Raw genomic sequence first — 26307 nt, 5'->3', positions numbered from 1 at the left:
TAAATCGTTTGCCATCAATACGGTGCCATTATGCGTCAGTTTTATGACAGATTTATGAAAAGATAGTCCAGGTTTAACGCAGCCCCGCGAATTATGACAGCCCTTAAACAAGATATTACCGTCCTTGCAGGGTTATAATCCCCGCCACTGTTTTATCGTCATGGAACTCTTATGCGCATCCTTCACACGTCTGACTGGCATCTGGGCCAAAATTTCTACAGCAAGAGCCGCGCCGCTGAACATCAGGCCTTTCTCGACTGGCTGCTGGAAACGGCACAATCCCAGCAGGTGGATGCCATTATTGTGGCGGGCGATATTTTCGATACCGGCTCACCGCCAAGCTATGCCCGTGAGCTGTATAACCGTTTTGTCGTTAATCTGCAGCAAACCGGCTGTCATCTGGTGGTACTGGCCGGCAACCATGACTCCGTCGCCACGCTCAACGAATCCCGCGATATTCTGGCGTTTCTCAACACCACAGTGATCGCCAGCGCTGGCCATGCGCCGCAGGTGCTGTCTCAACGCGACGGCACGCCGGGCGCGATCCTGTGTCCGGTGCCTTTTTTACGCCCGCGTGACATCATTACCAGCCAGGCCGGGCTAACGGGACAAGAGAAACAGCAGCATTTGCTATCGGCTATCACCGACTATTACCAACAGCAATATCATGACGCCTGTACGCTGCGCGGCGACCAGAATCTACCCATCATTGCGACCGGGCATCTGACCACCGTGGGCGCCAGTAAAAGTGACGCTGTACGTGACATTTATATTGGCACGCTGGACGCCTTTCCGGCGCAAAACTTTCCACCAGCCGATTACATCGCGCTGGGACATATTCACCGGGCGCAGGTTATCGGCGGAACAGAGCATATTCGCTACTGCGGTTCGCCAATTGCGCTCAGTTTTGACGAGTGCGGCAAAAGCAAATGCGTCCATCTGGTGAGCTTCGAAAACGGCAAGCTGAGCGCTGTTGAACACCTCACCGTACCGGTCACCCAGCCGTTGGCGGTGCTGAAAGGTGATTTAGCCGCGATTACCGCCCAACTAGAGCAGTGGCGCGGTGTGCAGCTGGAACCGCCAGTCTGGTTAGATATCGAAATCACCACCGATGACTATCTGCACGACATGCAGCGTAAGATTCAGGCATTAACCGAAGATTTACCGGTAGAGGTGTTATTGGTGCGCCGTAGCCGGGAACAGCGCGAACGTATTATGGCGAATGAACGACGTGAAACGCTAAGCGAGCTGAGCGTGACGGACGTTTTTGCCCGTCGCCTGGCGCTGGAAGAACTCGAAGAATCGCAACGCGAGCGCCTGAATCAACTGTTTAGCACCACCTTACACACGCTTGCCGGGGAGACCGAAGCATGAAAATTCTCAGCCTGCGTTTGAAAAACCTCAATTCTCTGAAAGGAGAATGGAAAGTCGATTTCACGGCAGAGCCCTTTGCCAGCAATGGGCTGTTCGCCATCACGGGTCCAACGGGCGCGGGAAAAACCACCCTGCTGGACGCCATTTGTCTCGCGCTGTATCACGAAACGCCGCGGCTCAATACCGTGTCTCAGTCGCAAAACGATCTGATGACCCGCGACACCGCCGAGTGTCTGGCCGAGGTCGAGTTCGAAGTCCGGGGCGAAGCCTATCGCGCATTCTGGAGCCAGAACCGCGCGCGCAATCAGCCTGAAGGCAACCTACAGGCTCCGCGCGTAGAACTTGCCCGCTGCGCCGACGGTAAAATCCTCGCCGACAAAGTCAAAGACAAGTTGGAAATGACCGCCGAACTTACCGGCCTGGATTATGGTCGTTTCACCCGTTCGATGCTGCTGTCTCAGGGGCAATTTGCCGCATTTCTCAATGCCAAACCGAAAGAGCGTGCCGAACTGCTGGAAGAGCTGACGGGAACTGAGATCTACGGCCAAATTTCCGCCATGGTGTTTGAAAAGCATAAAGCAGCGCGTACAGAGCTGGAAAAACTGCAGGCGCAGGCAAACGGCGTGGCTCTGCTCGCTGCGGAGCAGGTGCAGTCCTTGACAGAGAGTTTGCAGGTACTTACTGACGAGGAAAAACAATACCTTGCAAGCCAGCAGACTCAGCAACAGCATCTCAACTGGCTCATTCGGCAAAATGAGCTACAGGCAGAAATCAACCGTCACCAACAGGCGTTACAGGCCGCTAAACAGGCGCAAGAAGACGCGCAGCCACAGCTGGCGGCGCTGAGTCTGGCACAACCGGCCAGAGCGTTACGCCCGCACTGGGAGCGAATCCAGGAACAAACGGCTACGATAGCGCGTACGCGGCAGAATATTCAGGAAGTGAATACTCGCTTACAAAGCAGCTTAGCGCTGCGCGAGCGCATCCGTCAGCAGGCGCACACGCAGTCGACCGCCTTGCTCGCTGGACAGCAGACGTTAATCGACTGGCTGAACGAACACGATCGCTTCCGCTTGTGGGGCAGCGAACTGGCTGGGTGGAAGGCCCTGCTGGCGCAACACTCCGACGCCAGCGCCCAGCTACACCAGTGGCAGCAGTTACGGGAAAACGACACGCGTAAACTGGATGCGCTGGCGCTTCCCACGCTGACTCTTTCACCGCAGGAGGTCACGGCGGCGCTGGCGCAACATGTGCAGCTCCGTCCGTTACGCCAGCGTCTGAGCAATCTGCATGGGCAAATCGCCCCGAAGCAAAAGCAGCTGGCGCAGTTACGCGCGACGCTGGTGCAACGTCAGCAAGAGCTAACGCAGCGCAACGCGGTGCTTGCCGAAAAACGTCAGCGCTATAAAGATAAAAATCAGCAGCTTGCCGATATGAGGATCATTTGCGAGCAGGAAGCCCGCATCAAAGATTTGGAAAGCCAGCGGGCATTATTGCAATCCGGCATGCCTTGTCCGCTGTGCGGCTCCACCACGCATCCGGCGATTGAGCGCTATCAAACGCTCGAACTGAGTGTTAATCAGGCACGACGTGAAGCACTGGAAAAAGAGGTTAAAACCCTGGCCGATGAGGGTTCAACGTTACGCGGTCAGCTTGAGGCCATAACCCAGCAACTCCAGCGCGATGAGCGTGAAGCACAGACGCTTTCTCAAGAGGAGCAAGCGCTTACTCAAGAGTGGCAGACAGTCACTACCAGCCTTAACGTGACGCTGCAACCGCAGGATGATATCGCCCCGTGGCTTGCCGCCCAGGAAGAATACGAACAACAACTTCACCAGTTGAGCCTGCGTCATACCCTGCAGGCGCAAATCACGGCGTATACCGAGCAGATTACCCAGCTCCAGCAGCAAATTGACCAGCGCCAGGCGACATTAACAGCCGAGCTGGCCCGCCATGGACTGTCCCTTCCTGCTGCAGATGACGCTAATTCGTGGCTGAGTGAGCGGGCGAGAGAAGCGCAAATGTGGCAGCAGCGCCAGAACGAACTCACCGAGTTACAGGCGCGAATAGCTCAGCTCACGCCGTTGCTGGAAACGCTGCCTGAGAGCGATACGCTGTCTGCAAGTACTGAGAATCTGTCGCTGGAAAACTGGCGACAGGTGCATGACGATTGCCTGTCTTTACAAGGCCAGTGGCAAACCTTGCAACAGCAGGAGGCGCAGGACCTACAGCGCGCCGCAGAAATTCAGGCACAGTTTGATGCCGCACTGCAGGCCAGCATCTTTGCCGATCGTGAAGCCTTTGTTGCCGCACTGCTGGATGAAGAAACCTTTAGCCGTCTGGAGCAGTTAAAGCAATCGCTGGAAAAGCAGCAGCAGCAGGCACAAACGCTGCTTAATCAGGCTCAGCAGGCGCTGGCGAGCCATCACCAGCAGTTGCCAACCGGGGCGGATCTCACGCTCTCGGCACAACAGCTTCGCGACGCGCTGGCGCAGCTCACCCAGCAGCTACGGGAAAATACCACGCGTCAGGGCGAAATTCGCCAGCAGCTGAAACAGGATACTGAACATCGCCAGCAGCAGCAGGCGCTGATGCAGGAGATTGAAAACGTCACGCAGCAGGTTGAAGACTGGGGCTATCTGAATGCGCTAATCGGCTCGAAAGAGGGAGATAAATTCCGCAAGTTTGCCCAGGGACTGACACTCGATAACCTGGTGTGGCTTGCCAACAACCAACTCACTCGTCTGCATGGTCGCTATCTGTTACAGCGTAAGGCCAGCGAAGCGCTAGAGCTGGAAGTGGTTGATACCTGGCAGGCCGATGCCGTGCGCGACACCCGTACGCTTTCCGGCGGCGAGAGCTTCCTCGTGAGTCTGGCGCTGGCGCTGGCGTTATCCGATTTGGTCAGCCACAAAACGCGAATTGACTCCCTATTCCTCGATGAAGGTTTCGGCACGCTGGACAGCGAAACGCTGGATACCGCGCTGGACGCGCTCGATGCGCTGAACGCCACCGGCAAAACCATTGGAGTGATAAGCCACGTTGAAGCGATGAAAGAACGCATTCCGGTGCAGATCAAGGTTAAAAAAATCAACGGGCTGGGCTACAGCAAACTCGACAAGCTGTTTGCGGTGGGATCAGCATAAATCTCCAGGCCGGAGCTATCCGGCACAATATGTAGCACAATATTGCATACTCAAAGACGGATATGAAATGGCATTCCACTTCGCTTATCCGCAAGCTATCTCTGTTGGCGGCGAACGTTCGCCGCTATGACGCACATCCGGCGTCTTTCTTGTTGGCAGGTGGTATGAAAAAAGTCGTTTTCTCTTTAGCGCTGGGGACATTTGGGCTGGGCATGGCCGAGTTCGGCATCATGGGGGTACTCACCGAGCTGGCGCGGGACGTGGGCATTTCTATCCCGGCCGCTGGCCATATGATTTCGTTTTACGCCTTTGGCGTAGTGCTGGGCGCGCCGATTATTGCGCTCTTTTCCAGCCGCTTTTCGCTTAAGCATATTCTGCTGTTTCTGGTCACGCTGTGCGTGATTGGCAACGCCATCTTCACCCTTTCCTCCTCGTATTTTATGTTGGCGGTGGGCAGGCTGGTTTCCGGCTTCCCGCACGGCGCATTTTTTGGCGTTGGAGCTATTATTCTGTCGAAGCTGGCGCGCCCAGGAAAAGTCACCGCCGCCGTCGCGGGCATGGTTTCAGGGATGACCGTTGCCAATCTGATTGGCATTCCCGTCGGTACCTGGCTGAGCCAGGAATTTAGCTGGCGCTATACGTTCCTGCTGATTGCCGTCTTTAATATCGCCGTTATTGTCTCGATAGCTTTTTGGGTGCCCAACATCAGCGATGAAGCGAAAGGGAATCTGCGCGAGCAATTTCATTTTTTGAAAAGCCCCGCCCCGTGGCTGATCTTTTCCGCCACCATGTTTGGCAACGCCGGGGTTTTCGCCTGGTTCAGCTACGTCAAACCGTACATGATGTACATCTCCGGCTTTTCCGAAGCGCTGATGACCTTCATCATGATGCTGGTGGGATTGGGGATGGTATTAGGGAATCTGTTGAGCGGTCGGCTTTCTGGCCGCTATACGCCGCTGCGCATTGCGGTAATAACCGACTTCATCATTGTGCTGGTTCTGCTGCTGCTTTTTGTTTTTGGCGGTATCAAAGCCGCATCGCTGACCTTCGCCTTTATTTGCTGCGCGGGCCTGTTCGCCCTATCGGCGCCGCTGCAAATTTTGCTGCTGCAAAATGCCAAAGGAGGTGAACTACTGGGCGCGGCAGGCGGGCAAATTGCCTTTAACCTCGGTAGCGCAATTGGCGCCTGGTGCGGCGGTATGATGCTGACGCTGGGCTTTGCCTACAACTATGTGACGCTGCCGGCTGCGTTGCTGTCGTTCTCCGCCATGTCATCGCTGCTGATTTACGGCTACCTGAAGCGCGGCGTGCAACAAGTTGCAGCCGCGACGTAAAACAGATTACGCCTGCGGCCACAGCCAGGCCGCACCGCGTACGCCGCTGGAGTCACCATGCAGCGCCTTGCGTAGGGGCGTTTCACACTCGCCGCCAAAGACAAATTGCTTCATCAACGTGGGAACGTTTTGATATAGCCTGTCGACATTACTCATTCCCCCACCCAGTACAATGACGTCCGGATCGAGAATATTCACCACATGCGCCAGCGATTTTGCCAGACGCAGCTCATAGCGGCTCAATGCCTGCTCCGCCACAGCATCCCGCACGTTAACCAGATCGATAATGTCGCTGCCCTTGAGCGACTTACCGCTCAGACGCTGGTAGTCGGTGGCAAAACCGGTCCCGGAAATAAAGGTTTCAATGCAGCCTTGCTTGCCGCAATAGCAGGGTACTTCCTGGCGATAACGCAGCTCATCTTCGTCCATCCACGGCAGCGGATTATGCCCCCACTCGCCCGCGGTACCGTTGCCCCCCGTGTGCGCCCGACCATTCAACGCCACACCCGCGCCGCATCCGGTGCCAATAATTACCGCAAATACGGTTTGCGCCCCTGCCGCCGCGCCATCCACCGCTTCAGAAACCGCCAGGCAATTGGCATCATTCGCCAGGCGCACTTCACGGTTCAAACGCATACTTAAGTCTTTATCAAAGGGTTGCCCGTTAAGCCAGGTTGAGTTGGCATTCTTGACTACCCCAGTGTAAGGCGAAATTGAACCAGGGATCCCCATCCCCACGGTTCCCGTTTGCCCGGTAGCCTGCTCCGCCATCTCCACCAGCGCGGTAATGGTTTCTATCGTTTGCTGATAATCCTCACGTGGTGTGGGCAGGCGATGGCGAAAAAGCTGCTCGCCTGCATCGCCAAGCGCAATAACTTCCGTTTTTGTACCGCCCAAATCGATACCTATACGCACTGTTTGCTCCTCTTCCCGATTAACAATGCAAGCATAGCGACAATTCGCTATCATGCCCGCTGGATTTAACGACAAGGCCGTGGAAATTATCATGCTGTGGTTCAAAAATTTAATGGTTTACCGTCTTAGCCGCGATGTTTCTTTGCGTGCCGAAGAGATGGAAAAACAGCTGGCATCAATGACGTTCACCCCTTGCGGTAGCCAGGATATGGCAAAAATGGGCTGGGTTCCGCCGATGGGATCGCACAGCGATGCATTAACGCATACCGCCAATGGCCAAATTATTATCTGCGCCCGCAAAGAAGAAAAAATTCTGCCGTCGCCGGTTATCAAACAGGCGCTGGAAGCCAAAATATTCAAACTGGAAGCTGAGCAAGGTCGCAAGCTTAAGAAGACCGAAAAAGACTCGCTGAAAGATGAAGTTCTGCACTCATTGCTGCCGCGCGCCTTTAGCCGCTTCAGCCAAACGATGATGTGGATTGACACCGTTAACGATCTGATCATGGTTGATTGTGCGAGCGCGAAGAAAGCGGAAGATACGCTGGCGCTGCTGCGTAAGAGCCTCGGCTCGCTGCCGGTCGTTCCGCTGACGATGGAAAACCCTATTGAGCTGACGCTAACCGAATGGGTTCGCTCCGGCACAACGGCGCAGGGCTTCCAGTTGCTGGATGAAGCAGAACTGAAAGCGATCCTTGAAGACGGCGGCGTGATCCGCGCGAAAAAACAGGATCTGGTCTGCGACGAAATCGCCGTACATATCGAAGCGGGCAAACTGGTCACCAAGCTGGCGCTCGACTGGCAGCAGCGCATTCAGTTCGTTATGTGTGACGACGGCTCGATTAAGCGTCTGAAGTTTAGCGACGAATTGCGCGATCAGAACGAAGATATTGACCGCGAGGACTACGCTCAGCGTTTTGATGCCGATTTCATCCTGATGACGGGCGAACTGGCGGCGCTGATTAAAAGTCTGGTAGAAGGATTAGGCGGCGAAGCGCAACGTTAAGCCGTGTTTACCGAATGGCGGCTCAATGTCGCCATTCGTCACTTTTACGCTTACAGGTAGCGGCAAAGATAGGATGTTGGCTCTGCCACCTGCAGATGAAACTCGCTGCTGCCTGGTACGTTAAACACGTCCCCTGCGGCATAGACTTTCCACTCAGTTTCCCCCGGCAGCAGCACGTTCAGTGCGCCGCTGACGACCGTCATCTCTTCAGGCGCCGCAGTACCAAAGGTGTATTCGCCTTCAGCCATCACGCCAACACTGGCACGGCCAGTACTGCTGCTGGTAAAACCGATGGATTTTACTTTGCCGGAAAAGTATTCATTACTTTGAAGCATACAACTGGCCCTATCTTGTGATTAAGTTAATAACCAATATAGGGGGCTGGCGTTCCACCTGTCACGCAAAATTACGCAAGCAATTCCGAAGCCAGCCGGGCGATCAGCACATTGGACAGCAGAACCGGGACATCCAGCGATTTTTGCAGTAAATCGCGATGACGTTGATTAAAACCCAGACAATCCAGCATGATCACATCCGCGCCTTGCTCAAGCAATTCTTTACCGGCATCAATCAGTTGTTGTTCGGAACCGTGAATCGGATTCGCCACGGCATACACTGGCGGCGTTTGCAACACCTGCCATTTTTGCGTCTGGGCTTTAAGCAATTCCGTGACGGGGACAAGAACCCCGACCTGATGCCCTTCCACAATCGAGGCGACCAGTGGAGGAATTATACGTAAAGGTTCCAGTAACATACTCTTGCGGGCGGTCAGGCGGGCAATTGAGGCCGTACTCATCAGCAGGATCACGTCAAAGCCCTGATTATCGAGTACTTCTACGATACCTTGGAGTGATCGTTCCACTTTCTGGCGCGAAACATGGGCAAGCTGATGGTCGCTGAGCAGCGTTAAAAGCGGCTCGTCACCGGGAGAGACGCCGTACTCGGCCATCACATCCTCTCGCCGCATCTGCCCCAGCAGACTGTGGTGAGTGATGTGCTGCTCATCAATATATTCCGTCAGGAGCGGTAACACCTCACGCATCGGCACCACGCCAATCGTGAGGATAGCCAACGACGTACCCATTTTTTGCTCCACCGTCTTCTTACTTTGCTGTGAATTCCCGAATAATTGCCGGGCGCTGACCTGTGCTACAAACGCTCAAAAGCGTAGCAGCAGATCGGCGGTCTATTTTGTAAAGATTCCAAATCATTCCAGTACTGTATTGTTATTGTTTAATTTTCAATTTTTACTGTATACGGCGATATTTAAAAAAATGTGATGTACGCCCGTCCTGGCACTTTTCAGACTCGTGCCAGGACGGTGCTTAATATCAGTCTTTATCGGGATCTTCGTAGCGTTTTTTAGCATCCATGGCTTCCTGAGCGGAAGGATGCTCACTGATCAGCGAATTCGGTTCTGGGTGATCGGCGCGAAGTTGATACCAGGTTACCGTCTGGCCTGGCGTCCCCTTTTCAACGGTAACAATGGTTGCTTGACGCGGATAAGGTGGTTTTGTCGGCATAGCTCTTCCTTTTGTCTGAATGAGCTTTAAGTATAGACACCACCCTGTAAGCGTGGCGCTGCCTGCGACAGTATCCCAAGAATGTCGTCCACCACCTGCGAAGGCGGATTGGTCGCATCAACAATATAATGCGCCGCTGCACGGTACAGAACATCACGCTGGGCAAGCACTTCCTCTACTTCTTCAGTCAGCGGCTTGCCGGTTAAGGTTGGGCGCAACCCCTCTTCAGGCGTAGCCTCCAGACGATCAACCAGTACCGATACCGGCGCGCTTAAATAGATAACCACACCGTGGCTACGCATATAATGACGATTAAATTCGGTCAGAATGATGCCGCCACCGGTCGCAACAACCGTTGTCGGAGCCGTGACGGCCTGCAGAGCGGTCGTTTCCTGGGCACGAAACCCTTCCCATCCTTCTCTTTCGACGATTTCCGCTACGGTCATCTGCACGTGCGACTGCAACCAGCGATCGGTATCAACGAACTGGTAATCGACAGCCTTCGCCAGCGCCATACCGATTGTCGTTTTTCCACACCCCCGGGGGCCCACAAGAAAAAGAGGTTGCGTCATCACAGAATTTCCCCAGAGAACCGCCGACGAGCGGGATCTGATGCAATTAAAGATATAATCATATCATCAAACTAGTACACCACCAAATCGTAAAGAAAAAATTACACAAACAGTGATGGTGTCAATTAAACCCTACTATAACAAGAATTCACATGGATGAAAGTGTAAAAAATAAATTACAGGTACTATTTTCTGCGCTGAACTTCCAGCCACCACTTATCCAGCTCAGCCGCAAAATGCTGTCGGTCACGGGGAGAAAGGCTATCCGGTCCCCCGGTCTGGATGCCGCTGGCGCGTAGCGTATCCATAAAATCACGCATCATCAGACGTTCTCGGATCGTCGCTTCGGTATAACGTTCGCCGCGTGGATTAAGCGCTGCCGCCCCTTTTTCAATGGCTTCAGCAGCCAGCGGAATATCCGCCGTGATCACTAAATCACCGGCGCTACATTGTCGTACAATCTCGTTATCAGCAACGTCAAACCCGGCGGGAACGCGTAATGTACGGATAAAACGCGAAGACGGGACGCGCAAATTCTGGTTCGCTACCAGAATAAGCGGCATCTGCATGCGCTCAGAGGCGCGGTATAAAATTTCTTTAATCACGTTCGGACACGCGTCGGCATCCACCCATATTGTCATAATCTCTCCCCAATCGTGTGTAATCGCGCATTGTCTCGTGCTTTTACTTGCAGGCAAAGTGCTGTTTCTCCTTCTGCACATATTCATTCCGCGCTAAGCTTAGCTTTCCCAGATTTACCCTAAATAATTCGGGTTGCAGGCAGGCGGCAAGAGAGTGAGTCCCGATGAGCTTACTCTGGTAAGTGATTCGGGTGAGCGAACGCAGCCAACGCACATGCAACTTGAAGTATGACGGGTATAAAACAATGAATATCATCCATAGGGAGTGACAAGATGGACAAAAAAATTGGTTTTATCGGCTGCGGTAATATGGGCAAAGCAATTCTTGGCGGCATGATCGCCAGCGGCCAGGTTCTCCCGGGACAAATCTGGGTTTATACCCCTTCCCCCGATAAAGTCGCTGCGTTGCACGACCAGTATGGCATTAATGCAGCGCAGTCTGCGCAAGAAGTCGCGCAAATCGCCGACATTGTTTTTGGGGCCGTAAAACCAGGCATCATGATTAAGGTACTGAGTGAAATCACCTCCAGCCTGAACAAAGACTCTCTGGTTGTCTCGATTGCCGCTGGTGTTACCCTCGATCAGCTCGCCCGTGCGCTGGGTCATGATCGCAAAATCATTCGCGCAATGCCTAATACCCCGTCACTGGTTAATGCCGGAATGACCTCCGTCACGCCGAACGCCTTAGTAACGCCGGAAGATACGGCCGACGTACTGAATATCTTCCGCTGCTTTGGCGAAGCAGAAGTGATTGCAGAATCGATGATTCACCCGGTTGTCGGCGTCAGCGGTTCTGCACCGGCCTATGTCTTTATGTTTATCGAAGCGATGGCGGACGCCGCCGTGCAAGGCGGTATGCCCCGTGCGCAGGCATATAAATTCGCAGCGCAAGCGGTAATGGGCTCGGCAAAAATGGTGTTGGAAACGGGTAAACATCCTGGGGAACTGAAGGATATGGTGTGCTCGCCAGGCGGCACCACTATCGAAGCGGTACGCGTCCTGGAAGAACGCGGTTTTCGTTCATCAGTGATTGAAGCGATGGTTAAATGCATGGAACAGTCAGAAAAACTCAGCCGATCCTGAGTTAATATCACCGGACGTCAGGCCGCCGCTTCGGTGCGGTTACGTCCGGAATTCTTTGCTTTATAAAGCGCCATATCCGCCGATTTTAACCATTCCCGATAATGCTCAGTTTCAGAAGTCAGCGGCGCTACGCCAACGCTAATACGTAAGGCGACCTGCGGAGCGCAGGATAAACGCAACTGACTAAGTCGTTCATGCACGCGCGACATGGCCGCAATTGCGCTGGTTGCGGGCGTACCACACATAATCACCGCAAATTCATCACCACCAAAACGGCCAATCACATCGCTACCGCGTAAAGTCATCTGCAACTGGCGGGTCAGCGCGACAATAGCCTGATCCCCGACGTCATGACCCCAGGTATCATTGATGCTCTTGAAATGGTCGATATCAATAATAAGCAACGTGGCATCACGCTGATAGCGGCGGCAATTATCAAATTCATTGCGTAGCAATAACTCCCAATGACGTCGGTTATAAACGCCGGTCATCCCATCTCGCGTACTCATCACCTGTAAGCGGCGTTTATGTTCCGCCAGCTTGATGATCGTCTGATAGCTGACCCAGGCAAACAGCAGCGGGTACATCACCAGTACCGGCAGTGATAACATCACGCTCAGTTGACTGCTGCTAACAGCGACGGGAATATCGGTTAACTGTAACGTCACCAGGCATGACACCGCCATCAACACGACGCCCGCGAGGAATACTCGCATTCCCCCTGCGCCCATCAGGTTGATGCAAGTAATCATGAGCAGCGCCGTGGACGGCAACAGGTTTGCCCCCATAATTCCCAGCCACATACCGGCGAGGATGGCATCGGCTTTTAAATTGGTAAATTCACTATGCAGAGGATCGTCTGCTTTACTTGCCAACTGCCAGGCCAGATGTGGCCAGACAAATGCCCATCCCACCAGTAACAGCCACCAGCCGCCAGTAATAGGCTGGGAAACTAATACCGACGCGATAGGGAAAAACATCCCCCCCAATCCCACCGCTCGCGGCAGCCTGATCCGTCGGGCAAATCGCAGACCGGAACGTTGGTGGTCGTTTTGATGAAGTGATATAAACGCTTCATCCGCGACGACCTTCTTTTGGAAAAAGTTTTCATCATTCATCGTATTTGGGAACATTCTGAAACAAATTTCCCAAATTATAGGTAGGGGTCTGCTGGCGGGAGTATGAAATTTCGGGTGAGCGTTTTTACCTGCTCACCCGTAAGTGCTACGCAGCTTTTTTCAGGCAAGCGCTCATAAACTTGTTACGATCGTCGCCTTTCAGTGACTGCTCCGTCGCCTTGACGTTGCATTCACGCATCTTCTGCTGCTGTGGGGTTAAACTCTTTTCCTCAGGCGCAGATTTGCTGTTTTTCAGGCAATCACTCATATACGTCTTTCGCGCATCCCCTTTTAAGGCCTGCGCCGTTGCCTGCTGATTGCAGGTGGTCATACGCTGTTGTTGCGGGGTTAACGTCTTCTCGGCAGCACCGACGGTAGTTAAAAAAACCAGTCCAAAGAGCAGCGTCATTAATAATGTAATTTTCATAGCACCATCCTTTTCTGAACGACGACACACAGGTAAGTTTGGCTGCTAACGATAAAAATACCACCCGGCGGCAAAACTATTGTCACCGGGGGGTAGAGTTACTTCAGCCCTAACGCCGCTTTCATGGTGTAAAACAGATCAGTTTGATCGGTCAGACCGACCACATTCGCCGCATGTGGGCCATAAGCGGCGATGCGCAACTGGCTACCGGTGTGCTCCTGAGATTCCTCTTCAGAATTGCCGTAGCTGATGACCATCACCGCGCCATCTTTGGTGTTCAGTGCCTGAGTCAGACCAGGCGCTTTGGTATCAGGCGCGACAATCTGGCTGGCATGCGCGTGGTCAGCGGTTACCACCACCAGGGTGTTGCCGTCTTGCTTCGCAAAGGCAAGCGCGCGCTGTACCGCTTCGTCCAGATCAACCGTTTCACCAATCTGTCCGCACGGGTTGGCGGCGTGATCCTGTTTATCGATGGATGCCCCTTCAACTTGCAGGAAGAAACCTTTCTCATTTTTGCTTAATAGCTCAATCGCTTTATCCGTCATCTGCGCCAGCGTCGGTACGGTGTCATCACGCTTTGGATTTGGCGTACAGGTCACCGCTGGTTTATCCAGATTCCCATGATAGGACGCTTTCGGACCTTCCCAGCGTACCGGCATGTTGCCGTCGGAGAACAAGCCCAGCAACGGCTTATCCTGGTTAGCTTCGGTAATCGCAGCCAGCGTCGCGGCATCACTTACCATCTGATAACCGCGCGCCAGGGCTTGTTCACGCAACGTTTTACCCTGCCACTCCCCTGCCGCAGCGGTTTCGGCAAACGTTTTTGCCCCACCGCCCAACGTGACGTCAGCCCGGGCATTCAGCAATTGTTCTGTAATTGACCCTTTGCCGCCTTTTTCCAGGGCATTGGTTGGGCATTTTTCACGGGTCACGTCAGGGCCATAGCACTTACGTGAAGTCACATGAGCAACCAGTGCCGCTGGGGTTGCATCCTGCAATTCAGCGGTAGAAACGTTGCCCGTCGCCAGACCTGCCGCTTTTGCCATTTCCAAAATTGTTGCGTGATCTTTTTCATGTATATCAACGCCCAGCGCGCCATTGTAAGTTTTAACCCCGGTGGTCCACGCCGTCGCTGAGGCCGCAGAGTCCGTCACATAATCCGGCTTGCCCGTTTTCTTATCTAACGCATAGTGCGTGTATTGTCCGGTCAACGGTAAGGCATCAATACCTTTAAAAAAACCGCCCGCGCCTTCGGCATAATTTCGCGCTGCCGTTATTTCTGAATCGCCCATCCCATCGCCAATAAGTAAAATGATATTTTTGGCAGGTTTATCGTTCAGAGATTCGCGTAAAGCCGCCGTTTGATCGGCTGACAATCGGCGGGCGCCGCCTGGCGTGGTGATATCACCCTGAGCGGCACGATTATCCATAACCGCTACGGTAGATGTTTCTGCATTAATAATCGGGGTAAACAGCAAAGGTAACAGGGCAATAGCGAGTGCGCTTTGTTTCACTTTATTTTCTCCATGTATAAATACGGTAAAATTAAAACAAAGCGACTATAAGTATTTGATGTGACACTTTTATGATAATTTGTGGGGACGTCCCACAGATTAATCAAAACGTTTTGACACGCTTTCGCCAGCGTTATGCAGGGTCGTCATAAACGCTGGCACGGGGTTGACACCTGCCAGAGCCCCTTCAATTTGACGCAGCAATATTTGCCGATCGCTCCACGCCATATTGCGCAGCATTTCGGTGATTACCTGCTCTAACATTTCAACCTGCGCGGCCAGGTTTTGTGACTCTTCTTCTTTTTGGGCGAGCTTAAGCAACAACTCAGTGACGAGATTTTTCATTTGCGTATTCCCTTAACAAAATATAAGCCACGTTAACATTAAGGCTCATAACTGCCTAGGTGATAAAAGTTTTATTTTTAGAAGAAATTAAACTATTTGCGAAAACAATCACATCACAAAATAAGGGAGAGACGAGACGTACAGCAGAATCATTCAATATCAAAAGGTAAGATTATGAATAATCACATAGAGATATAATGCAGAATTATCGATAAACAACGCCGACTGGCAGCGTTGTTTATCAGGAAGTCAGCGCGCATGACGCCGACGTCGCAACGCGATGGCCAACTGCCAGATGTTAATCAGTACAATACTCGCCGTAGCAATAAACACCCAGCGGAATCCCGCCATGGCTGATACTGTTGCTCCCATCAATGGCCCGGCGACATTGCCCAGGTACATAAATGACTGGTTATAACCAAAGATACGCCCGGTTATCTGGTCGCTGGAGTATTTCACCAGTAGCGTCTGTACCGCTGGCAACATCGCGCCGTCGGCAAAGCCGAGCAGAAAACGTAATACCCCCAACTGTAATGGCGTGGTGACCCACGACATGGCAAAAAACAGCACGACAGCGAACATCAACGTCGCCATTAAAATCCGCTCAGTGCCAATACGGTCGCCTAATTTGCCAAGCCGGGGCGCGGAAATCAGGGCCGAGATGCCAGGTACTGAGGCGATCAGCCCGCTGAGAAAGGCAATATTCGAACTGTCTGGCACCATTGATTTGATAAACAGCGCCAGAATTGGCCCGATAGAGCCGTTACACAGCTGAATCACCATCGTCGTAAAAAACAGGCTGATCACCAGCGCCGGATAAGGCAGCGAGGCAAAGACGGCCTTCCCGCTCAGGCGTTCGCTTTTTTTGGTCGTCGGGCGCACACCCTCTTTGATCAAAAACAGCGTGACAAGGAAACTGACCACCAACAAAGCCGCAGTAATACAGAACACCGCCCGTAAGCCAATATGGTCGGCAATAAAACCGCCCATTAACGGACCGCCAATAACGCCGCTGATTTGCGCTGTAGAAAGCGTGCTCAATGCCCATCCGCTGCGTTCACGCGGAACCTGTGATGCTACCAGCGCCATTGCGTTCGGAATATAGCCTGAGGTTAACCCCATCACCCCGCGCAGCAGAAAAAGCTGCCAGACGTTAGTGGCAAATGCCTGCAGTAAAATCGCAATCGCCATCCCCAGCGAGGCTCGCAGCAGCATCAGCTTGCGTCCTTTACGGTCAGCTAAACTGCCCCACATTGGTGAAACAATGGCTGAAATAAGGAAGGTGACGCTGAACGTTAACCCAGACCACATAGAGAGCGCTTCGTGCGAGGTGACACCCAATTGGGAGATATAGAGCGGTAAAAAAGGCAGGATTTGGCTAATCGCCAGTCCGGTAAAAAAGCATCCGAACCAGACGGAAATAAGGTTTACTCTCCAGGATTCCATAAGGACTCATAACGATAAGTAGCTGAAAACTGCGAGCAGCTTAACAAATTACTTAGCCAAATAAGGATCCACAGGTGCGATATATCACAGTTTAGAATTTTATCTTCCCGCTCATCATATTTGTGATACGCCTCACATCAAACCCATAATACAAGCAGGGAATTATGCTTGATGCGAGATCAACGCTTTTGCGCGTATCTATTCCCCTGTTGCCCAGACAAACAATCTGCCAGAAGCCGAGGAAACCTGCGTTTTGTCGTGGTAATGTATGTGCTTTGCATTCATGGAATGGGTTTTTAAGATGGCAAAGTTGCGGGTAGGAATCGTATTTGGTGGTAAATCAGCGGAACATGAAGTGTCATTGCAATCGGCAAAAAATATTGTCGATGCCATCGACAAGACTCGCTTTGACGTTGTGCTGTTAGGTATTGATAAACAAGGGCAATGGCACGTTAGCGATGCCAGTAACTATCTGCTCAATTCAGACGATCCGGCGCACATTGCGCTGCGTCCTTCCGCGACCAGCCTGGCTCAGGTTCCGGGTAAACAAGAGCACCAGTTGATCGATGCGCAAAACGGTCAGCCGCTGCCGACGGTCGATGTTATTTTCCCGATCGTCCACGGTACGCTGGGTGAAGATGGCTCTTTGCAGGGTATGCTGCGCGTAGCGAATCTGCCGTTCGTCGGTTCTGATGTCCTGGGTTCCGCAGCCTGTATGGATAAAGACGTAACCAAACGTCTGCTGCGCGATGCCGGATTAAATATCGCGCCATTTATTACACTCACTCGCGCGAACCGCAACAATATTAGCTTTGCTGAGGTGCAATCCCGCCTGGGTCTGCCGTTGTTCGTGAAACCCGCCAACCAGGGATCGTCCGTTGGCGTTAGCAAAGTGACCAGTGAAGCGCAATACAACCAGGCTGTCGCGCTGGCATTTGAGTTCGATCATAAAGTCGTGGTAGAGCAAGGGATCAAAGGCCGTGAGATCGAATGCGCGGTACTGGGCAACGATCATCCGCAGGCCAGCACCTGTGGTGAGATCGTGCTGAACAGTGATTTTTACGCTTACGACACCAAATACATTGACGATAATGGCGCCAAAGTAGTTGTTCCGGCAGCGATCGCGCCAGAGATTAACGACAAGATCCGCCAGATCGCCATTCAGGCGTACCAAACACTGGGATGTGCCGGCATGGCGCGTGTAGATGTATTCTTAACCGCAGACAACGACGTTGTGATCAATGAGATCAACACCCTGCCGGGCTTCACCAACATCAGTATGTATCCAAAACTGTGGCAGGCGAGCGGCTTAGGCTATACCGATTTAATCACGCGTCTGATCGAACTGGCGCTGGAGCGCCACGCTGCGGATAGCGCGCTGAAAACCAGTATGTAAACCCGCCAGGATGCCTGATAACTATTGGGCATCCTTCGCTTCATCATCTTCATTTTCCACGCGGCGACGGATAATTAAACCGGCCAGCCAAAAGCTGATTATCCAGGTAACCAGCCCCACCGCATAGGTTTGCCATCCCTGCGCTTCAAAGCCTAATAACCCGACCACGCCATTCAGAATAAAGATAAGCCCAATAGCGAAGGCATAGTAGTGCCAGTCTCGGCGGATTTTTACAGGCAGGTTCATAACGGCTCCGGTGGATATACAACATGGGAAAGCATCCTCGCACATTTCCCCATGGGCGTCTGTGGCATAGGCGTAATTTCTGAAATGTAACTTAATTTAACTTAAGGTTAAATAATTGTGACACACCACAAAAAACCGAAATCCAGGAATAATCTCCACCTGAAATTACCAACATTCTGATATTGACATTCCTAATCACCTGTCAGACTCACACTCAGTTACAGGCATTACGCCAAAAAAGCAGGTTATTTCCGGAGGTCTTTATGGCTGATTTTACGCTCTCAAAATCCCTGTTTAAGGGCAAGCATCGGGATACCTCCTCCCTGCCCGGCAACATTGCGTATGCCATATTTGTGCTGTTTTGCTTTTGGGCAGGCGCGCAGATTTTAAATTTGCTGGCCCACGCACCCGGTATCTATGAGCAGTTGATGCAGTTGCAAATGCAAGAGACAGGACGCCCGCGCGTTGAAATTGGTTTAGGCGTCGGTACCCTGTTTGGGCTGATCCCTTTCCTGGTCGGTAGCCTGATTCTTGGCGCCGTCGCGACAATTATCCGCTGGCGCCGCCGTCATCATAACGATGACTGAGCCATACACTTCGCCCGACGATCGTCCACGCGTTTAGCAAACCACGCGGTCGTCAGATTACGCGTGATCTTCGGGCTTTCCAACTGAATGCCAGGCAGCATTTCACGAGGTAGCGATTTACCGCTCTTCGCTTCCGCCAGCTTATAGACCTTCTCGTACAGCGCAGTCTCTTCAAAGGCCAGGCTATCGCCCTTTTGCAGTTGCCGGTGGATCTCACTCTCGCTCATCCCCAGCTTCCCGGCCAGCTTGCGTACCGCCAGCTCCGTTTTCCCCGGCTCGCTGCTGCCGTAGAGAATCAAATCCCCGTCCAGCGCCAGCTTCACTCCGCTGGCTTTACTGACTGCATTCTGGAAAGCCGCATTGCGGCTGGCGTACCAGCCGGCATTAAAATCTGCAAAGCGGAAGATGGGCGCACTGTAATTCGCCGGATAATTGAGCAGATGATAAGTGCCAAACCACAGTCCGCCGCGTCGGCTGAACACTTCCTGACGGACCGTCCCTGCCATTTTCCATGGATAGCCGCTGGCGTGCTGCTCGGCAAACGCAATGCTGACCTGCATCGGTCCGCCGGTATGCACCGGATTCAGTGAACCAAACAGCGTCTGCCCCATCGGTACCATATTGATGAAATCATCAAAGATGGCGCTAAGCTGTTTTTCCGTCTTCACCGTATCCAGACGCTCACTGTAGCTTTTCCCCGTTGGGGAGTTAATCTTCAGCGCAGTGTGCACCACAAACAGCGGAATATGCATGCGCTCGGCGCGACGGTCGATCTCTTTCCAGGCGATTTTACTTAAGCCAGGAACCGCCGGGTCAGCCTGGTAGTTTGACTCCTGTTGCGCGACCGCCAGCACCGAACAGATGTTTTCAACCGTTGGCGCCAGCTTCTGACTTTCAAACGTCTTCGCCAGATCCTGCGCCCAGGCATCCCGGTCTTTCACGCTGGCGGGCATTTTCTGGCGCACCACGCTCGCCACATCGACGGCTTTCTCCCCTTTTTTTAACGGCTGCGCGGGTTGGCTACTACATCCCACCAGCACCAATGCTGCCAGTCCGGACCAGGGGTAAAGACGGGAAACCGTCGACATAACATCTCCTTTTGTTAGCTAAGCGTATGGGTAACTTCCTGAATATCCTGGCCATCAAGCTCACGTTCAAAGCTGCGCAGACGCTTATAGATAGACATCAGTTCAACTAAGGTTGTCCAGGAGTTAATCAGATACTGGAACGAGCCGCGCACCTGGCCAAACACGTTAGTAATTTGCGTCATCAAACCGAGCGTAATCGTACCGGCAACAATTGACGGAAACAGCAGGAACAAACCGAAAACGTTATCAACCTGCAGGTACAGAATACGGGCGATATTAAAATACATGTAGTGAAAATAGAGACGGAAATAGTTTTGCCGCACCGCATGGAACAGTTCACGCACCGTCGGCGGCGTTGCACGACTGGCATCATCTTCACCGTATACCAGTTCTTTACGGTAAGCCGCTTCCACACGCTGGTTTTTAAACTCCAGACCCGGAAGTTTGATCCCGACTACCGCCAGCAAGCCGGTTCCCATCAGCGACCAGACAATCGCAGCAATCACCAGCCCATAAGGAACATGTCCAATAATCGGCAGATCGGGAACATGCGCCGACAGCGTAACCAGTACCGGCAAGAAGGCAATCAGCGTCATAATGGCGTTGATAAAGCTGACGCCCATATTTTCCAGCGTGGAGGCAAAACGCATGGTGTCTTCCTGCACACGCTGTGCTGCGCCTTCGATATGACGCAGATGCTGCCAGTGCGCCATATAGTGTTCGTTCATCGCGGTACGCCAGCGGAACACATAGTGACTGACGAAGAAATTGTTCATCACGCCAATGACCACGGCAATCAGCGCAATGCCGAGAAAGATCCCCACTTCATTATAGAACTGCTCAATTTTCACCTTATGCGGTGCGCTGAGCGCGGTTTGAATGAGATCGTAGAATGGCGCATACCAGGCGTTGACGGCGACGCCGACCTCAACCAGAAACCAGGTCACAAAAATTATCAGCGAGGTACCGAGAATGGACCAATACTGCCAGCGGTGCGGGCTGTAGAGAAACCAGAACAGCGCGAACACCCCAACGCAAAGAATGTAGTAAGCATAAAAAATCAGGTAATCCAGCGACCAGAAACGCGCCGCGCTAATCGGTACATCCCCCGACGCGCCGGTAATGCGCGCCACCCAGGCTCCCCCACCTGCTTGCCAGAATACAACAGCGACCAGTGCCCAAATAAATGCCGAAATAAAGAACGGTCCCGGCTTTGGGAAAAAAGACTTAAACATAGTGCTCTCCTGCTAACTTCTTATCGTTATGACGACTGCTGTGCGTTTGCCACCGGGAAATGCGGCGGCGAGACGGCTTACGCCAAAAAACACAAGCTGAAACCGACAATTGTGACCAAAACCGTGGCACATAGTTCGCCCCACGGCGATGAAGAATTGTTTCTGTGGTTTTCACACTCGACAACGTTCCAGCATGTGCAGATTATCACAGCGTGAGATCACAAAAGCGAACATCCACAATCCGGGAAACACTCACGTTTACTCATCGTTACGTTTTTCACACTATTATTGGCTGATAAGCGCTTTGCAATACGCCGTTGAGTAGTATAAATACGCATACGCACGACATCCTTTTTCACTTTTTCTAACTCATGGACACCACCGTTGAAACGTAGTCTGCTTTTTTCTGCCGCGCTGTGTGCGGCGTCATTGACATCTGTCCAGGCGGCACAGCCTATAACCGATCCGGTCTTCGCCTCAGATATCGTCGATCGTTATGCCGACCATATATTTTACGGCAGTGGTGCTACGGGGATGGCGCTCGTGGTGATTGATGGTAATCAACGCGTATTTCGTAGCTTCGGTGAAACGCGCCCCGGCAATAATGTTCATCCACAACTGGATTCCGTGATTCGCATTGCCTCTATCACTAAATTAATGACCAGCGAAGTGCTGGTGAAATTACTCGATCAGGGCACGGTTAAACTCAACGATCCCTTGAGTAAATATGCACCACCTGGCGCACGCGTGCCGACTTATCAGGGAACGCCAATCACGTTGGTGAATCTGGCGACGCATACCAGCGCGCTGCCGCGCGAACAGCCTGGCGGCGCAGCACATCGCCCGGTGTTTGTCTGGCCAACCCGCGAACAACGCTGGAGCTATCTCTCAACCGCCACGCTTAAAGCCGCGCCAGGTTCTCAGGCTTCTTATTCGAATCTGGCATTCGACCTGCTGGCCGACGCGTTGGGGACAGCCGCCGGTAAGCCTTATCCGCAGGTGTTTGAAGAAAAAATCACCCGACCGCTGGGAATGAAAGACACCACCTTTACCCCATCCCCGGATCAGTGCAGACGTCTGATGGTCGCGGAAAAAGGTGCCAGCCCTTGTAACAATACCCTGGCGGCAATGGGTAGCGGCGGCGTCTATTCAACGCCCGGCGATATGATGCGCTGGATGCAACAGTATCTCTCTTCTGATTTTTATCATCGCAGCCAGCAAGCCGACCGTATGCAGACGCTGATTTATCAGCGTACGCAGTTAACCAAAGTGATAGGGATGGACGTTCCGGGCAAAGCCGATGCGCTTGGTTTGGGCTGGGTGTATATGGCACCGAAGAATGGCCGCCCGGGAATTATTCAAAAAACCGGTGGTGGCGGTGGTTTTATTACCTATATGGCAATGATCCCGCAGAAAAACGTTGGGGCATTTGTCGTGGTGACCCGTTCTCCGCTGACGCGCTTTACCAATATGAGTGACGGTATTAACGATCTGGTCACAGAGTTGAGCGGAAACAAACCGCAGGTTATTCCCGCATCCTGATTCAATACTCAAAAGGCAAACGTTTAATGCTCACCAGTTTGCCTTTATTCATTTCAATGTAACCCCCCTTACGCAATGCCGCGAGGACCTCAGCGACAACTGAGCGTGAAATTCGTGTGCGTTGGTGAATATAGTTCATAACGCCGATACGCGAACGCAGGCCTTCGTCCCATTTCGTCATGGATATCAACGTCGCGCGGATCTGATCGTAGGAGTTATTACCAATCAGCTGCAGATCGCGCATTTCAAGCATGCGGTTCTGCCAGGCCAACCAGCAGAATGCTTCGCGCCAAAGCTGGCATTGTTCAATTATATTAATCGTTTGTAAGGCAGGAAGATGATATCCCGTACAATAACTTTCGGTCATTAATCTGTATTGTACATCGGTTTTCATCACACCATCTGAAAGCCCCATAATAAATGGTGCCTGCGCAATGCCGACGAGTACATTCTCCCCGCGTCTCAGGGAAACTACACCACTTAAAATAATAACGGTATCATCGTTATTTACCTCACTGGAATATATAGTTTCTTTATCGTTATCACATTCAAAGTGCTTGCCATATTTCGATAAACATTTATCAAGCTTACTAAATTCAGGAAGAGGTTTATTCGTAGATAACATTGCTCGTTCCTTGCAATAAATGCCCGTCAAATCCGTGACGGGCATTTTCCAGATTAAATTATTTTTTCTCTATGATAGATTTCTTACCAGGTATATTTAACACCAACATTGGCAGACCAGTCTTGATCGACATCGCCACCACCGAGATAATTAGCATCGGTGTACGCGCTGAAGTTTTTGGTAAAGCTGAACTGCGTACCCAGTCCGACACGTACCGCAGAACCTTCTACGCCATTGTCGATAGAGTCGCCGTTTATGTCAGAATCGTTGTTCGAGTCATCGTAAACATAGGCCAGTTTGAAGAACGGGGTCAGCGCCTGGTCATCGCTGTACGCGAAGGTATAACCTGTATCAACCCCCAGTTCATAGCGCATGCTGTCATAAGACTGACCGTCAACTTTCATGTCGTTGCTCAGCTTATAGTCATCACCAGACTGGAACAGGCCGGATACACTACCATAAGGCGTTACGTAGCCAGCGTCACCCAGCGTCAGGTCATAACCCAGTTTCAAGCCAAAGCCCCAGGCATCAGAAGAAGTACTACCATCAACGTACTGACCGTTGCTCATGCTGGCAGACAAATCGTTGTTGAAGTGAGAGTAGCTTAAGTTACCGTCAACAAAGAGATTGTTGGCAAAACGAGCAGAAGAGTAGATATAGGCAGTCTGGCTGTCCTGATCCACTTGACCGGTACGGTCGCTCATATCTCCTTTGGCAAAGCCTGCCGCGGCACCGACAATCCACTTCGCGTTGTTACCATCAATTTTGGAATCAACACCGACCATGATGCCGTTAACATCCTGATCGTAGTTAATGGTGCCGTTATCCGCGTCGAAGCTACCACCGAAGTAGCTGACCCATGCGCCACCGTTATCAACCAGACCATGACGTGCGTTGGTCAGACGAGTACCCACGGTATCTTGTTCCAGGTTCCAGATATTGGTGTTGGCAGAGGGGATGCTCAGTGCCATGTTAGCGTAGTCCGTCAGCTCCATCTGCAGCAGAACAACGGTGTTCCCCTGCTGCTGTGCCTGATAGGTGTAAGCGCCCAGGTCAGCTTTATTGGCTGCAGAGAAGGTGGCGTTGGTGTTTACGTCATCAACGTAAATCAGCTCTTTGCCTTTATAATCAGCAACAGAACCTGCACCCGTTGCGTTATCAATGCGAACTTTGTAGTTACCGGTTGCAGCAACAACGTTATCGCTGGTGCTGCTGGCATCAGCTTCGTCGCCGCTATTGATATCACCATTCCCGTTGACGGTCAGGTGACCATCAGAATTCATCGCGATGATACCGTAACCATAATTAGCCTGAGTGGTGTCCCAGGTACGATCGTTGACGAGATCTGAATTCAGTACGTAGTTGTTGCTGTTAATATTGAATACACCGGCGTACACGTTGCCGTTGTTATCAGCCACATTTCCGCTTGTCAGTTCCAGCGTACCGACGGTAAACAGACTGGAAGCGCCATTATTGCTGGTTTCGACATTCAGCATACCGCCGTTGGTTGCGGTAATGGTGTTGGCATACAAAGCAGCCCCTGACCATGCAGAGCTAACGTCATCAGACAACATCACGGTACTGTTAGTGTCAATCGTCAGGTGATCGGTATCAACCGCGCCGTCTTCGCCGATATTCATCGTAGAAGCACCGTTCAGGGTAATGGAATCAGACGTTACGCTGGAACCGTCGGCAACATTAACCTGAGAACCGCTGTTGATAGCCAGGGTATCAATCAGAGACGTTTTCGTGGTATTCCATACAGATCCATTATTCAGTGCGATATCAAATATACCGCTCTGGAAGGAGTTTGCACTGTTAACACGGTTCCAGTTATCAGAACTTGTCGCATTTGGATCTAAGCTGTTAGCTGCAATATCATAGAACTGTGAAGGGGTCACGGTGTCATAGTCAATATTGGCTGCCCCCGTCCAACTGCTATTATTCAGCGTCAGAGTCAGGTGATCGACGTTTTGATCGTCATCATCCCAGCCGCCGTGGGTATAATCTGAAGTAGAACCATCAACCAGATGGCCAGCGGAATCAAAATTGCTGTTCCAGGTACTCGTAAACATAACATCGCCTAACAACTGAGAATTGTTCAGCGTGACGGTGTTTACCATACGATTAGCAGAAGCGCTGTTATCTGTGAACGATAGTGCAGCATCATCCTGAGTTGAAGAATTACTGTAATCACTCGGCTCTGCAGAGTTACCAAAGTGCCCCGTTGATTCATCAGCAGTATAAGAACCCGACGTGACGGTTGAGTCATTTACCGTAATGGTGTTATCCCACTGAGTTGCGCCAGTGGTATACGCCGCATTGGTGGTATCACCCTGCTCCAGGCTAATACCTGCAACATGTGAATTATTACTAATATTGATAGCGCTTTCGACATCCAGCGTTACCGCCGTTCCCAGTCCAGCTACAGAATATGTTTCGTAGACTGACTTCGATGTTGTGCCATCCAGATAGGTATCGGTGTAATAAAATGCTTCATAGTCATCATCAATCGTCGAGTTATTGATATTTAATGTGAAGATATCACCGTCAACCCAGTCATGCGCAATCGCATCATTAAAGCCAGATACCTGCTTAGAGGTAATCATACCGTGAATCGTGGAATTGGTTACATTCACGGTATTTGCCGTATCGTCTGCATAATCGCGGTTCAGATAATACGTCGAAACAACGCCATTCACCGTATCGCCAGAGAATGAGGTGTCGAAATAGCTGCTATCGGTTGCTGCGTTGTTATAAACATAACCACTGTAGGTCATGTAGTCAGCATCTGACGTGTTATATGTGGTCGTATCGTCGTGAAAACCAAAGGTATCGTAAGTGGTAGCATTTGCCTGAGAAGTGATTGCCAAAGTGCAGGCTAATGCTAATTGTGAGACTACGAGTTTCTTTTTCCAGGTGTGCATTTGTCATCCCTCCTCAGGGACGTAATATTGTTGATCCATCAATTATCAATGCAAAGAAAACATTTTATGTTTCGCAGGAAGGATTATGCGGCGTCATGGATGAAAGGTTCAATTATTCTTTGCCTTAAGTCCGAAAGCAGACCATAAATAAGACAATTAAGAAAATTCTATAAGAAGAATTAAAACACCTTTAAATTCAGAGCATTAAAATAATAAAAAC

General features: G+C 51.8%; 24 protein-coding genes. 8 read left to right on the top strand and 16 right to left on the bottom strand.

Features of this window, described 5'->3' with window-relative positions:
* The first annotated feature begins 171 nt into the window (after window positions 1-171).
* The 3 genes from sbcD (at window position 172) to araJ (ending at window position 5854) form a co-directional block, all read left to right on the top strand.
* Window positions 172-1374 carry an exonuclease subunit SbcD gene (sbcD, locus tag OOJ59_RS01060; RefSeq protein ID WP_160955587.1) on the top strand — a complete coding sequence of 401 codons (1203 nt, stop codon included), beginning with the start codon at window positions 172-174 and terminating at the stop codon, window positions 1372-1374.
* On the top strand, window positions 1371-4520 hold the full coding sequence (gene sbcC / locus OOJ59_RS01055) for an exonuclease subunit SbcC (protein WP_160955588.1): 3150 nt from the start codon (window positions 1371-1373) through the stop codon (window positions 4518-4520). The genes sbcD and sbcC overlap by 4 nt, the downstream gene beginning before the upstream one ends.
* 164 nt (window positions 4521-4684) lie before the next feature.
* Window positions 4685-5854 (top strand): MFS transporter AraJ, encoded by a 1170-nt coding sequence (gene araJ, locus OOJ59_RS01050; protein ID WP_038643051.1) that lies wholly within the window; start codon window positions 4685-4687, stop codon window positions 5852-5854.
* Window positions 5855-5860: 6 nt separating this feature from the next.
* Here the strand turns inward: araJ and mak are convergent, their stop codons facing one another.
* Window positions 5861-6769, bottom strand: a complete 909-nt coding sequence (gene mak / locus OOJ59_RS01045) for a fructokinase (RefSeq protein WP_137351097.1) — start codon at window positions 6767-6769, stop codon at window positions 5861-5863.
* A gap of 91 nt (window positions 6770-6860) precedes the next feature.
* On the opposite strand from mak, the gene rdgC reads away from it, so the two are divergent.
* On the top strand, window positions 6861-7772 hold the full coding sequence (gene rdgC, locus OOJ59_RS01040; protein ID WP_003021479.1) for a recombination-associated protein RdgC: 912 nt from the start codon (window positions 6861-6863) through the stop codon (window positions 7770-7772).
* Window positions 7773-7822: 50 nt separating this feature from the next.
* On the opposite strand, the gene ppnP is transcribed toward rdgC, so the two are convergent.
* The 5 genes from ppnP to OOJ59_RS01015 form a co-directional block, all read right to left on the bottom strand.
* Window positions 7823-8107 (bottom strand): pyrimidine/purine nucleoside phosphorylase, encoded by a 285-nt coding sequence (gene ppnP, locus OOJ59_RS01035; protein WP_038638136.1) that lies wholly within the window; start codon window positions 8105-8107, stop codon window positions 7823-7825.
* Between the two features lie 71 nt (window positions 8108-8178).
* The gene (locus OOJ59_RS01030) at window positions 8179-8856 is read right to left on the bottom strand and encodes an AroM family protein (RefSeq protein ID WP_038638130.1); all 678 of its coding nucleotides are present in this window, start codon (window positions 8854-8856) and stop codon (window positions 8179-8181) included.
* A gap of 247 nt (window positions 8857-9103) precedes the next feature.
* Window positions 9104-9295: a protein YaiA gene (gene yaiA / locus OOJ59_RS01025; protein ID WP_038638127.1), complete on the bottom strand. Its 192-nt coding sequence runs from the start codon at window positions 9293-9295 to the stop codon at window positions 9104-9106.
* A 26-nt stretch (window positions 9296-9321) separates the two neighbouring features.
* A complete protein-coding gene (aroL, locus tag OOJ59_RS01020; RefSeq protein WP_085047654.1) occupies window positions 9322-9867 on the bottom strand; it encodes a shikimate kinase AroL in 546 nt (181 codons plus the stop codon).
* A gap of 185 nt (window positions 9868-10052) precedes the next feature.
* Window positions 10053-10508: a YaiI/YqxD family protein gene (locus OOJ59_RS01015; protein ID WP_038638120.1), complete on the bottom strand. Its 456-nt coding sequence runs from the start codon at window positions 10506-10508 to the stop codon at window positions 10053-10055.
* Window positions 10509-10781: 273 nt separating this feature from the next.
* On the opposite strand from OOJ59_RS01015, the gene proC reads away from it, so the two are divergent.
* Window positions 10782-11591 carry a pyrroline-5-carboxylate reductase gene (gene proC / locus OOJ59_RS01010; RefSeq protein WP_038638118.1) on the top strand — a complete coding sequence of 270 codons (810 nt, stop codon included), beginning with the start codon at window positions 10782-10784 and terminating at the stop codon, window positions 11589-11591.
* A gap of 17 nt (window positions 11592-11608) precedes the next feature.
* Here proC and adrA read toward each other — a convergent pair whose 3' ends face one another.
* The 5 genes from adrA to OOJ59_RS00985 form a co-directional block, all read right to left on the bottom strand.
* A complete protein-coding gene (gene adrA, locus OOJ59_RS01005) occupies window positions 11609-12724 on the bottom strand; it encodes a diguanylate cyclase AdrA (protein WP_087857028.1) in 1116 nt (371 codons plus the stop codon).
* A 91-nt stretch (window positions 12725-12815) separates the two neighbouring features.
* Window positions 12816-13136, bottom strand: coding sequence for a phosphate starvation-inducible protein PsiF (gene psiF / locus OOJ59_RS01000; protein ID WP_038638114.1), 321 nt, complete (start codon window positions 13134-13136; stop codon window positions 12816-12818).
* 98 nt (window positions 13137-13234) lie between these two features.
* A complete protein-coding gene (gene phoA / locus OOJ59_RS00995; protein ID WP_038638110.1) occupies window positions 13235-14650 on the bottom strand; it encodes an alkaline phosphatase in 1416 nt (471 codons plus the stop codon).
* Window positions 14651-14749: 99 nt separating this feature from the next.
* Window positions 14750-14995 carry a sigma-S stabilization anti-adapter protein IraP gene (locus OOJ59_RS00990; RefSeq protein ID WP_038638107.1) on the bottom strand — a complete coding sequence of 82 codons (246 nt, stop codon included), beginning with the start codon at window positions 14993-14995 and terminating at the stop codon, window positions 14750-14752.
* Window positions 14996-15244: 249 nt separating this feature from the next.
* Complete coding sequence (locus tag OOJ59_RS00985; RefSeq protein ID WP_069323932.1) at window positions 15245-16441, bottom strand: multidrug efflux MFS transporter; 1197 nt, start codon at window positions 16439-16441, stop codon at window positions 15245-15247.
* A 301-nt stretch (window positions 16442-16742) separates the two neighbouring features.
* On the opposite strand from OOJ59_RS00985, the gene ddlA reads away from it, so the two are divergent.
* Entirely contained in the window at window positions 16743-17837 is a 1095-nt protein-coding gene (gene ddlA, locus OOJ59_RS00980) for a D-alanine--D-alanine ligase (RefSeq protein ID WP_038643049.1), read from the top strand.
* Window positions 17838-17858: 21 nt separating this feature from the next.
* Here ddlA and OOJ59_RS00975 read toward each other — a convergent pair whose 3' ends face one another.
* Complete coding sequence (locus tag OOJ59_RS00975) at window positions 17859-18083, bottom strand: DUF2754 domain-containing protein (RefSeq protein ID WP_038638102.1); 225 nt, start codon at window positions 18081-18083, stop codon at window positions 17859-17861.
* 263 nt (window positions 18084-18346) lie between these two features.
* Between OOJ59_RS00975 and OOJ59_RS00970 the strand changes: the two genes are divergently transcribed.
* Window positions 18347-18670, top strand: coding sequence for a YaiY family protein (locus OOJ59_RS00970; protein ID WP_069323931.1), 324 nt, complete (start codon window positions 18347-18349; stop codon window positions 18668-18670).
* Here OOJ59_RS00970 and OOJ59_RS00965 read toward each other — a convergent pair.
* Window positions 18655-19758: a DUF1615 domain-containing protein gene (locus tag OOJ59_RS00965; RefSeq protein WP_069323930.1), complete on the bottom strand. Its 1104-nt coding sequence runs from the start codon at window positions 19756-19758 to the stop codon at window positions 18655-18657. The two genes, OOJ59_RS00970 and OOJ59_RS00965, sit on opposite strands and share 16 nt — an antisense overlap.
* Before the next feature lie 14 nt (window positions 19759-19772).
* Window positions 19773-20993 carry a peptide antibiotic transporter SbmA gene (gene sbmA / locus OOJ59_RS00960; RefSeq protein ID WP_038638093.1) on the bottom strand — a complete coding sequence of 407 codons (1221 nt, stop codon included), beginning with the start codon at window positions 20991-20993 and terminating at the stop codon, window positions 19773-19775.
* Window positions 20994-21377: 384 nt separating this feature from the next.
* On the opposite strand from sbmA, the gene ampH reads away from it, so the two are divergent.
* On the top strand, window positions 21378-22535 hold the full coding sequence (gene ampH, locus OOJ59_RS00955; protein ID WP_038638090.1) for a D-alanyl-D-alanine-carboxypeptidase/endopeptidase AmpH: 1158 nt from the start codon (window positions 21378-21380) through the stop codon (window positions 22533-22535).
* A 1-nt stretch (window position 22536) separates the two neighbouring features.
* On the opposite strand, the gene iprA is transcribed toward ampH, so the two are convergent.
* Together iprA and OOJ59_RS00945 are read right to left on the bottom strand one after the other, a co-directional pair.
* On the bottom strand, window positions 22537-23160 hold the full coding sequence (gene iprA / locus OOJ59_RS00950) for a hydrogen peroxide resistance inhibitor IprA (RefSeq protein ID WP_069323929.1): 624 nt from the start codon (window positions 23158-23160) through the stop codon (window positions 22537-22539).
* An 83-nt stretch (window positions 23161-23243) separates the two neighbouring features.
* The gene (locus OOJ59_RS00945) at window positions 23244-26087 is read right to left on the bottom strand and encodes an autotransporter outer membrane beta-barrel domain-containing protein (protein ID WP_160955591.1); all 2844 of its coding nucleotides are present in this window, start codon (window positions 26085-26087) and stop codon (window positions 23244-23246) included.
* Window positions 26088-26307 lie beyond the last annotated feature (220 nt).

The sequence above is a fragment of the Citrobacter sp. W9 genome, assembly GCF_026719375.1.
Taxonomy (GTDB): domain Bacteria; phylum Pseudomonadota; class Gammaproteobacteria; order Enterobacterales; family Enterobacteriaceae; genus Citrobacter; species Citrobacter werkmanii.
This window is presented reverse-complemented; position numbering and strand designations above follow the sequence as displayed.

Bases quoted from the DNA above. Each gene is read 5' to 3' on its own strand.
- OOJ59_RS01015 (WP_038638120.1), bottom strand. From the start codon at position 10,508: ATGACAATATGGGTGGATGCCGACGCGTGTCCGAACGTGATTAAAGAA.
- ppnP (WP_038638136.1), bottom strand. From the start codon at position 8,107: ATGCTTCAAAGTAATGAATACTTTTCCGGCAAAGTAAAATCCATCGGT.
- OOJ59_RS00945 (WP_160955591.1), bottom strand. From the start codon at position 26,087: ATGCACACCTGGAAAAAGAAACTCGTAGTCTCACAATTAGCATTAGCC.
- aroL (WP_085047654.1), bottom strand. From the start codon at position 9,867: ATGACGCAACCTCTTTTTCTTGTGGGCCCCCGGGGGTGTGGAAAAACG.
- iprA (WP_069323929.1), bottom strand. From the start codon at position 23,160: ATGTTATCTACGAATAAACCTCTTCCTGAATTTAGTAAGCTTGATAAA.
- sbcC (WP_160955588.1), top strand. From the start codon at position 1,371: ATGAAAATTCTCAGCCTGCGTTTGAAAAACCTCAATTCTCTGAAAGGA.
- rdgC (WP_003021479.1), top strand. From the start codon at position 6,861: ATGCTGTGGTTCAAAAATTTAATGGTTTACCGTCTTAGCCGCGATGTT.
- sbcD (WP_160955587.1), top strand. From the start codon at position 172: ATGCGCATCCTTCACACGTCTGACTGGCATCTGGGCCAAAATTTCTAC.
- OOJ59_RS00975 (WP_038638102.1), bottom strand. From the start codon at position 18,083: ATGAACCTGCCTGTAAAAATCCGCCGAGACTGGCACTACTATGCCTTC.
- OOJ59_RS00970 (WP_069323931.1), top strand. From the start codon at position 18,347: ATGGCTGATTTTACGCTCTCAAAATCCCTGTTTAAGGGCAAGCATCGG.
- proC (WP_038638118.1), top strand. From the start codon at position 10,782: ATGGACAAAAAAATTGGTTTTATCGGCTGCGGTAATATGGGCAAAGCA.
- araJ (WP_038643051.1), top strand. From the start codon at position 4,685: ATGAAAAAAGTCGTTTTCTCTTTAGCGCTGGGGACATTTGGGCTGGGC.
- OOJ59_RS00990 (WP_038638107.1), bottom strand. From the start codon at position 14,995: ATGAAAAATCTCGTCACTGAGTTGTTGCTTAAGCTCGCCCAAAAAGAA.
- ddlA (WP_038643049.1), top strand. From the start codon at position 16,743: ATGGCAAAGTTGCGGGTAGGAATCGTATTTGGTGGTAAATCAGCGGAA.
- OOJ59_RS01030 (WP_038638130.1), bottom strand. From the start codon at position 8,856: ATGGGTACGTCGTTGGCTATCCTCACGATTGGCGTGGTGCCGATGCGT.
- OOJ59_RS00965 (WP_069323930.1), bottom strand. From the start codon at position 19,758: ATGTCGACGGTTTCCCGTCTTTACCCCTGGTCCGGACTGGCAGCATTG.
- sbmA (WP_038638093.1), bottom strand. From the start codon at position 20,993: ATGTTTAAGTCTTTTTTCCCAAAGCCGGGACCGTTCTTTATTTCGGCA.
- OOJ59_RS00985 (WP_069323932.1), bottom strand. From the start codon at position 16,441: ATGGAATCCTGGAGAGTAAACCTTATTTCCGTCTGGTTCGGATGCTTT.
- adrA (WP_087857028.1), bottom strand. From the start codon at position 12,724: ATGTTCCCAAATACGATGAATGATGAAAACTTTTTCCAAAAGAAGGTC.
- psiF (WP_038638114.1), bottom strand. From the start codon at position 13,136: ATGAAAATTACATTATTAATGACGCTGCTCTTTGGACTGGTTTTTTTA.
- yaiA (WP_038638127.1), bottom strand. From the start codon at position 9,295: ATGCCGACAAAACCACCTTATCCGCGTCAAGCAACCATTGTTACCGTT.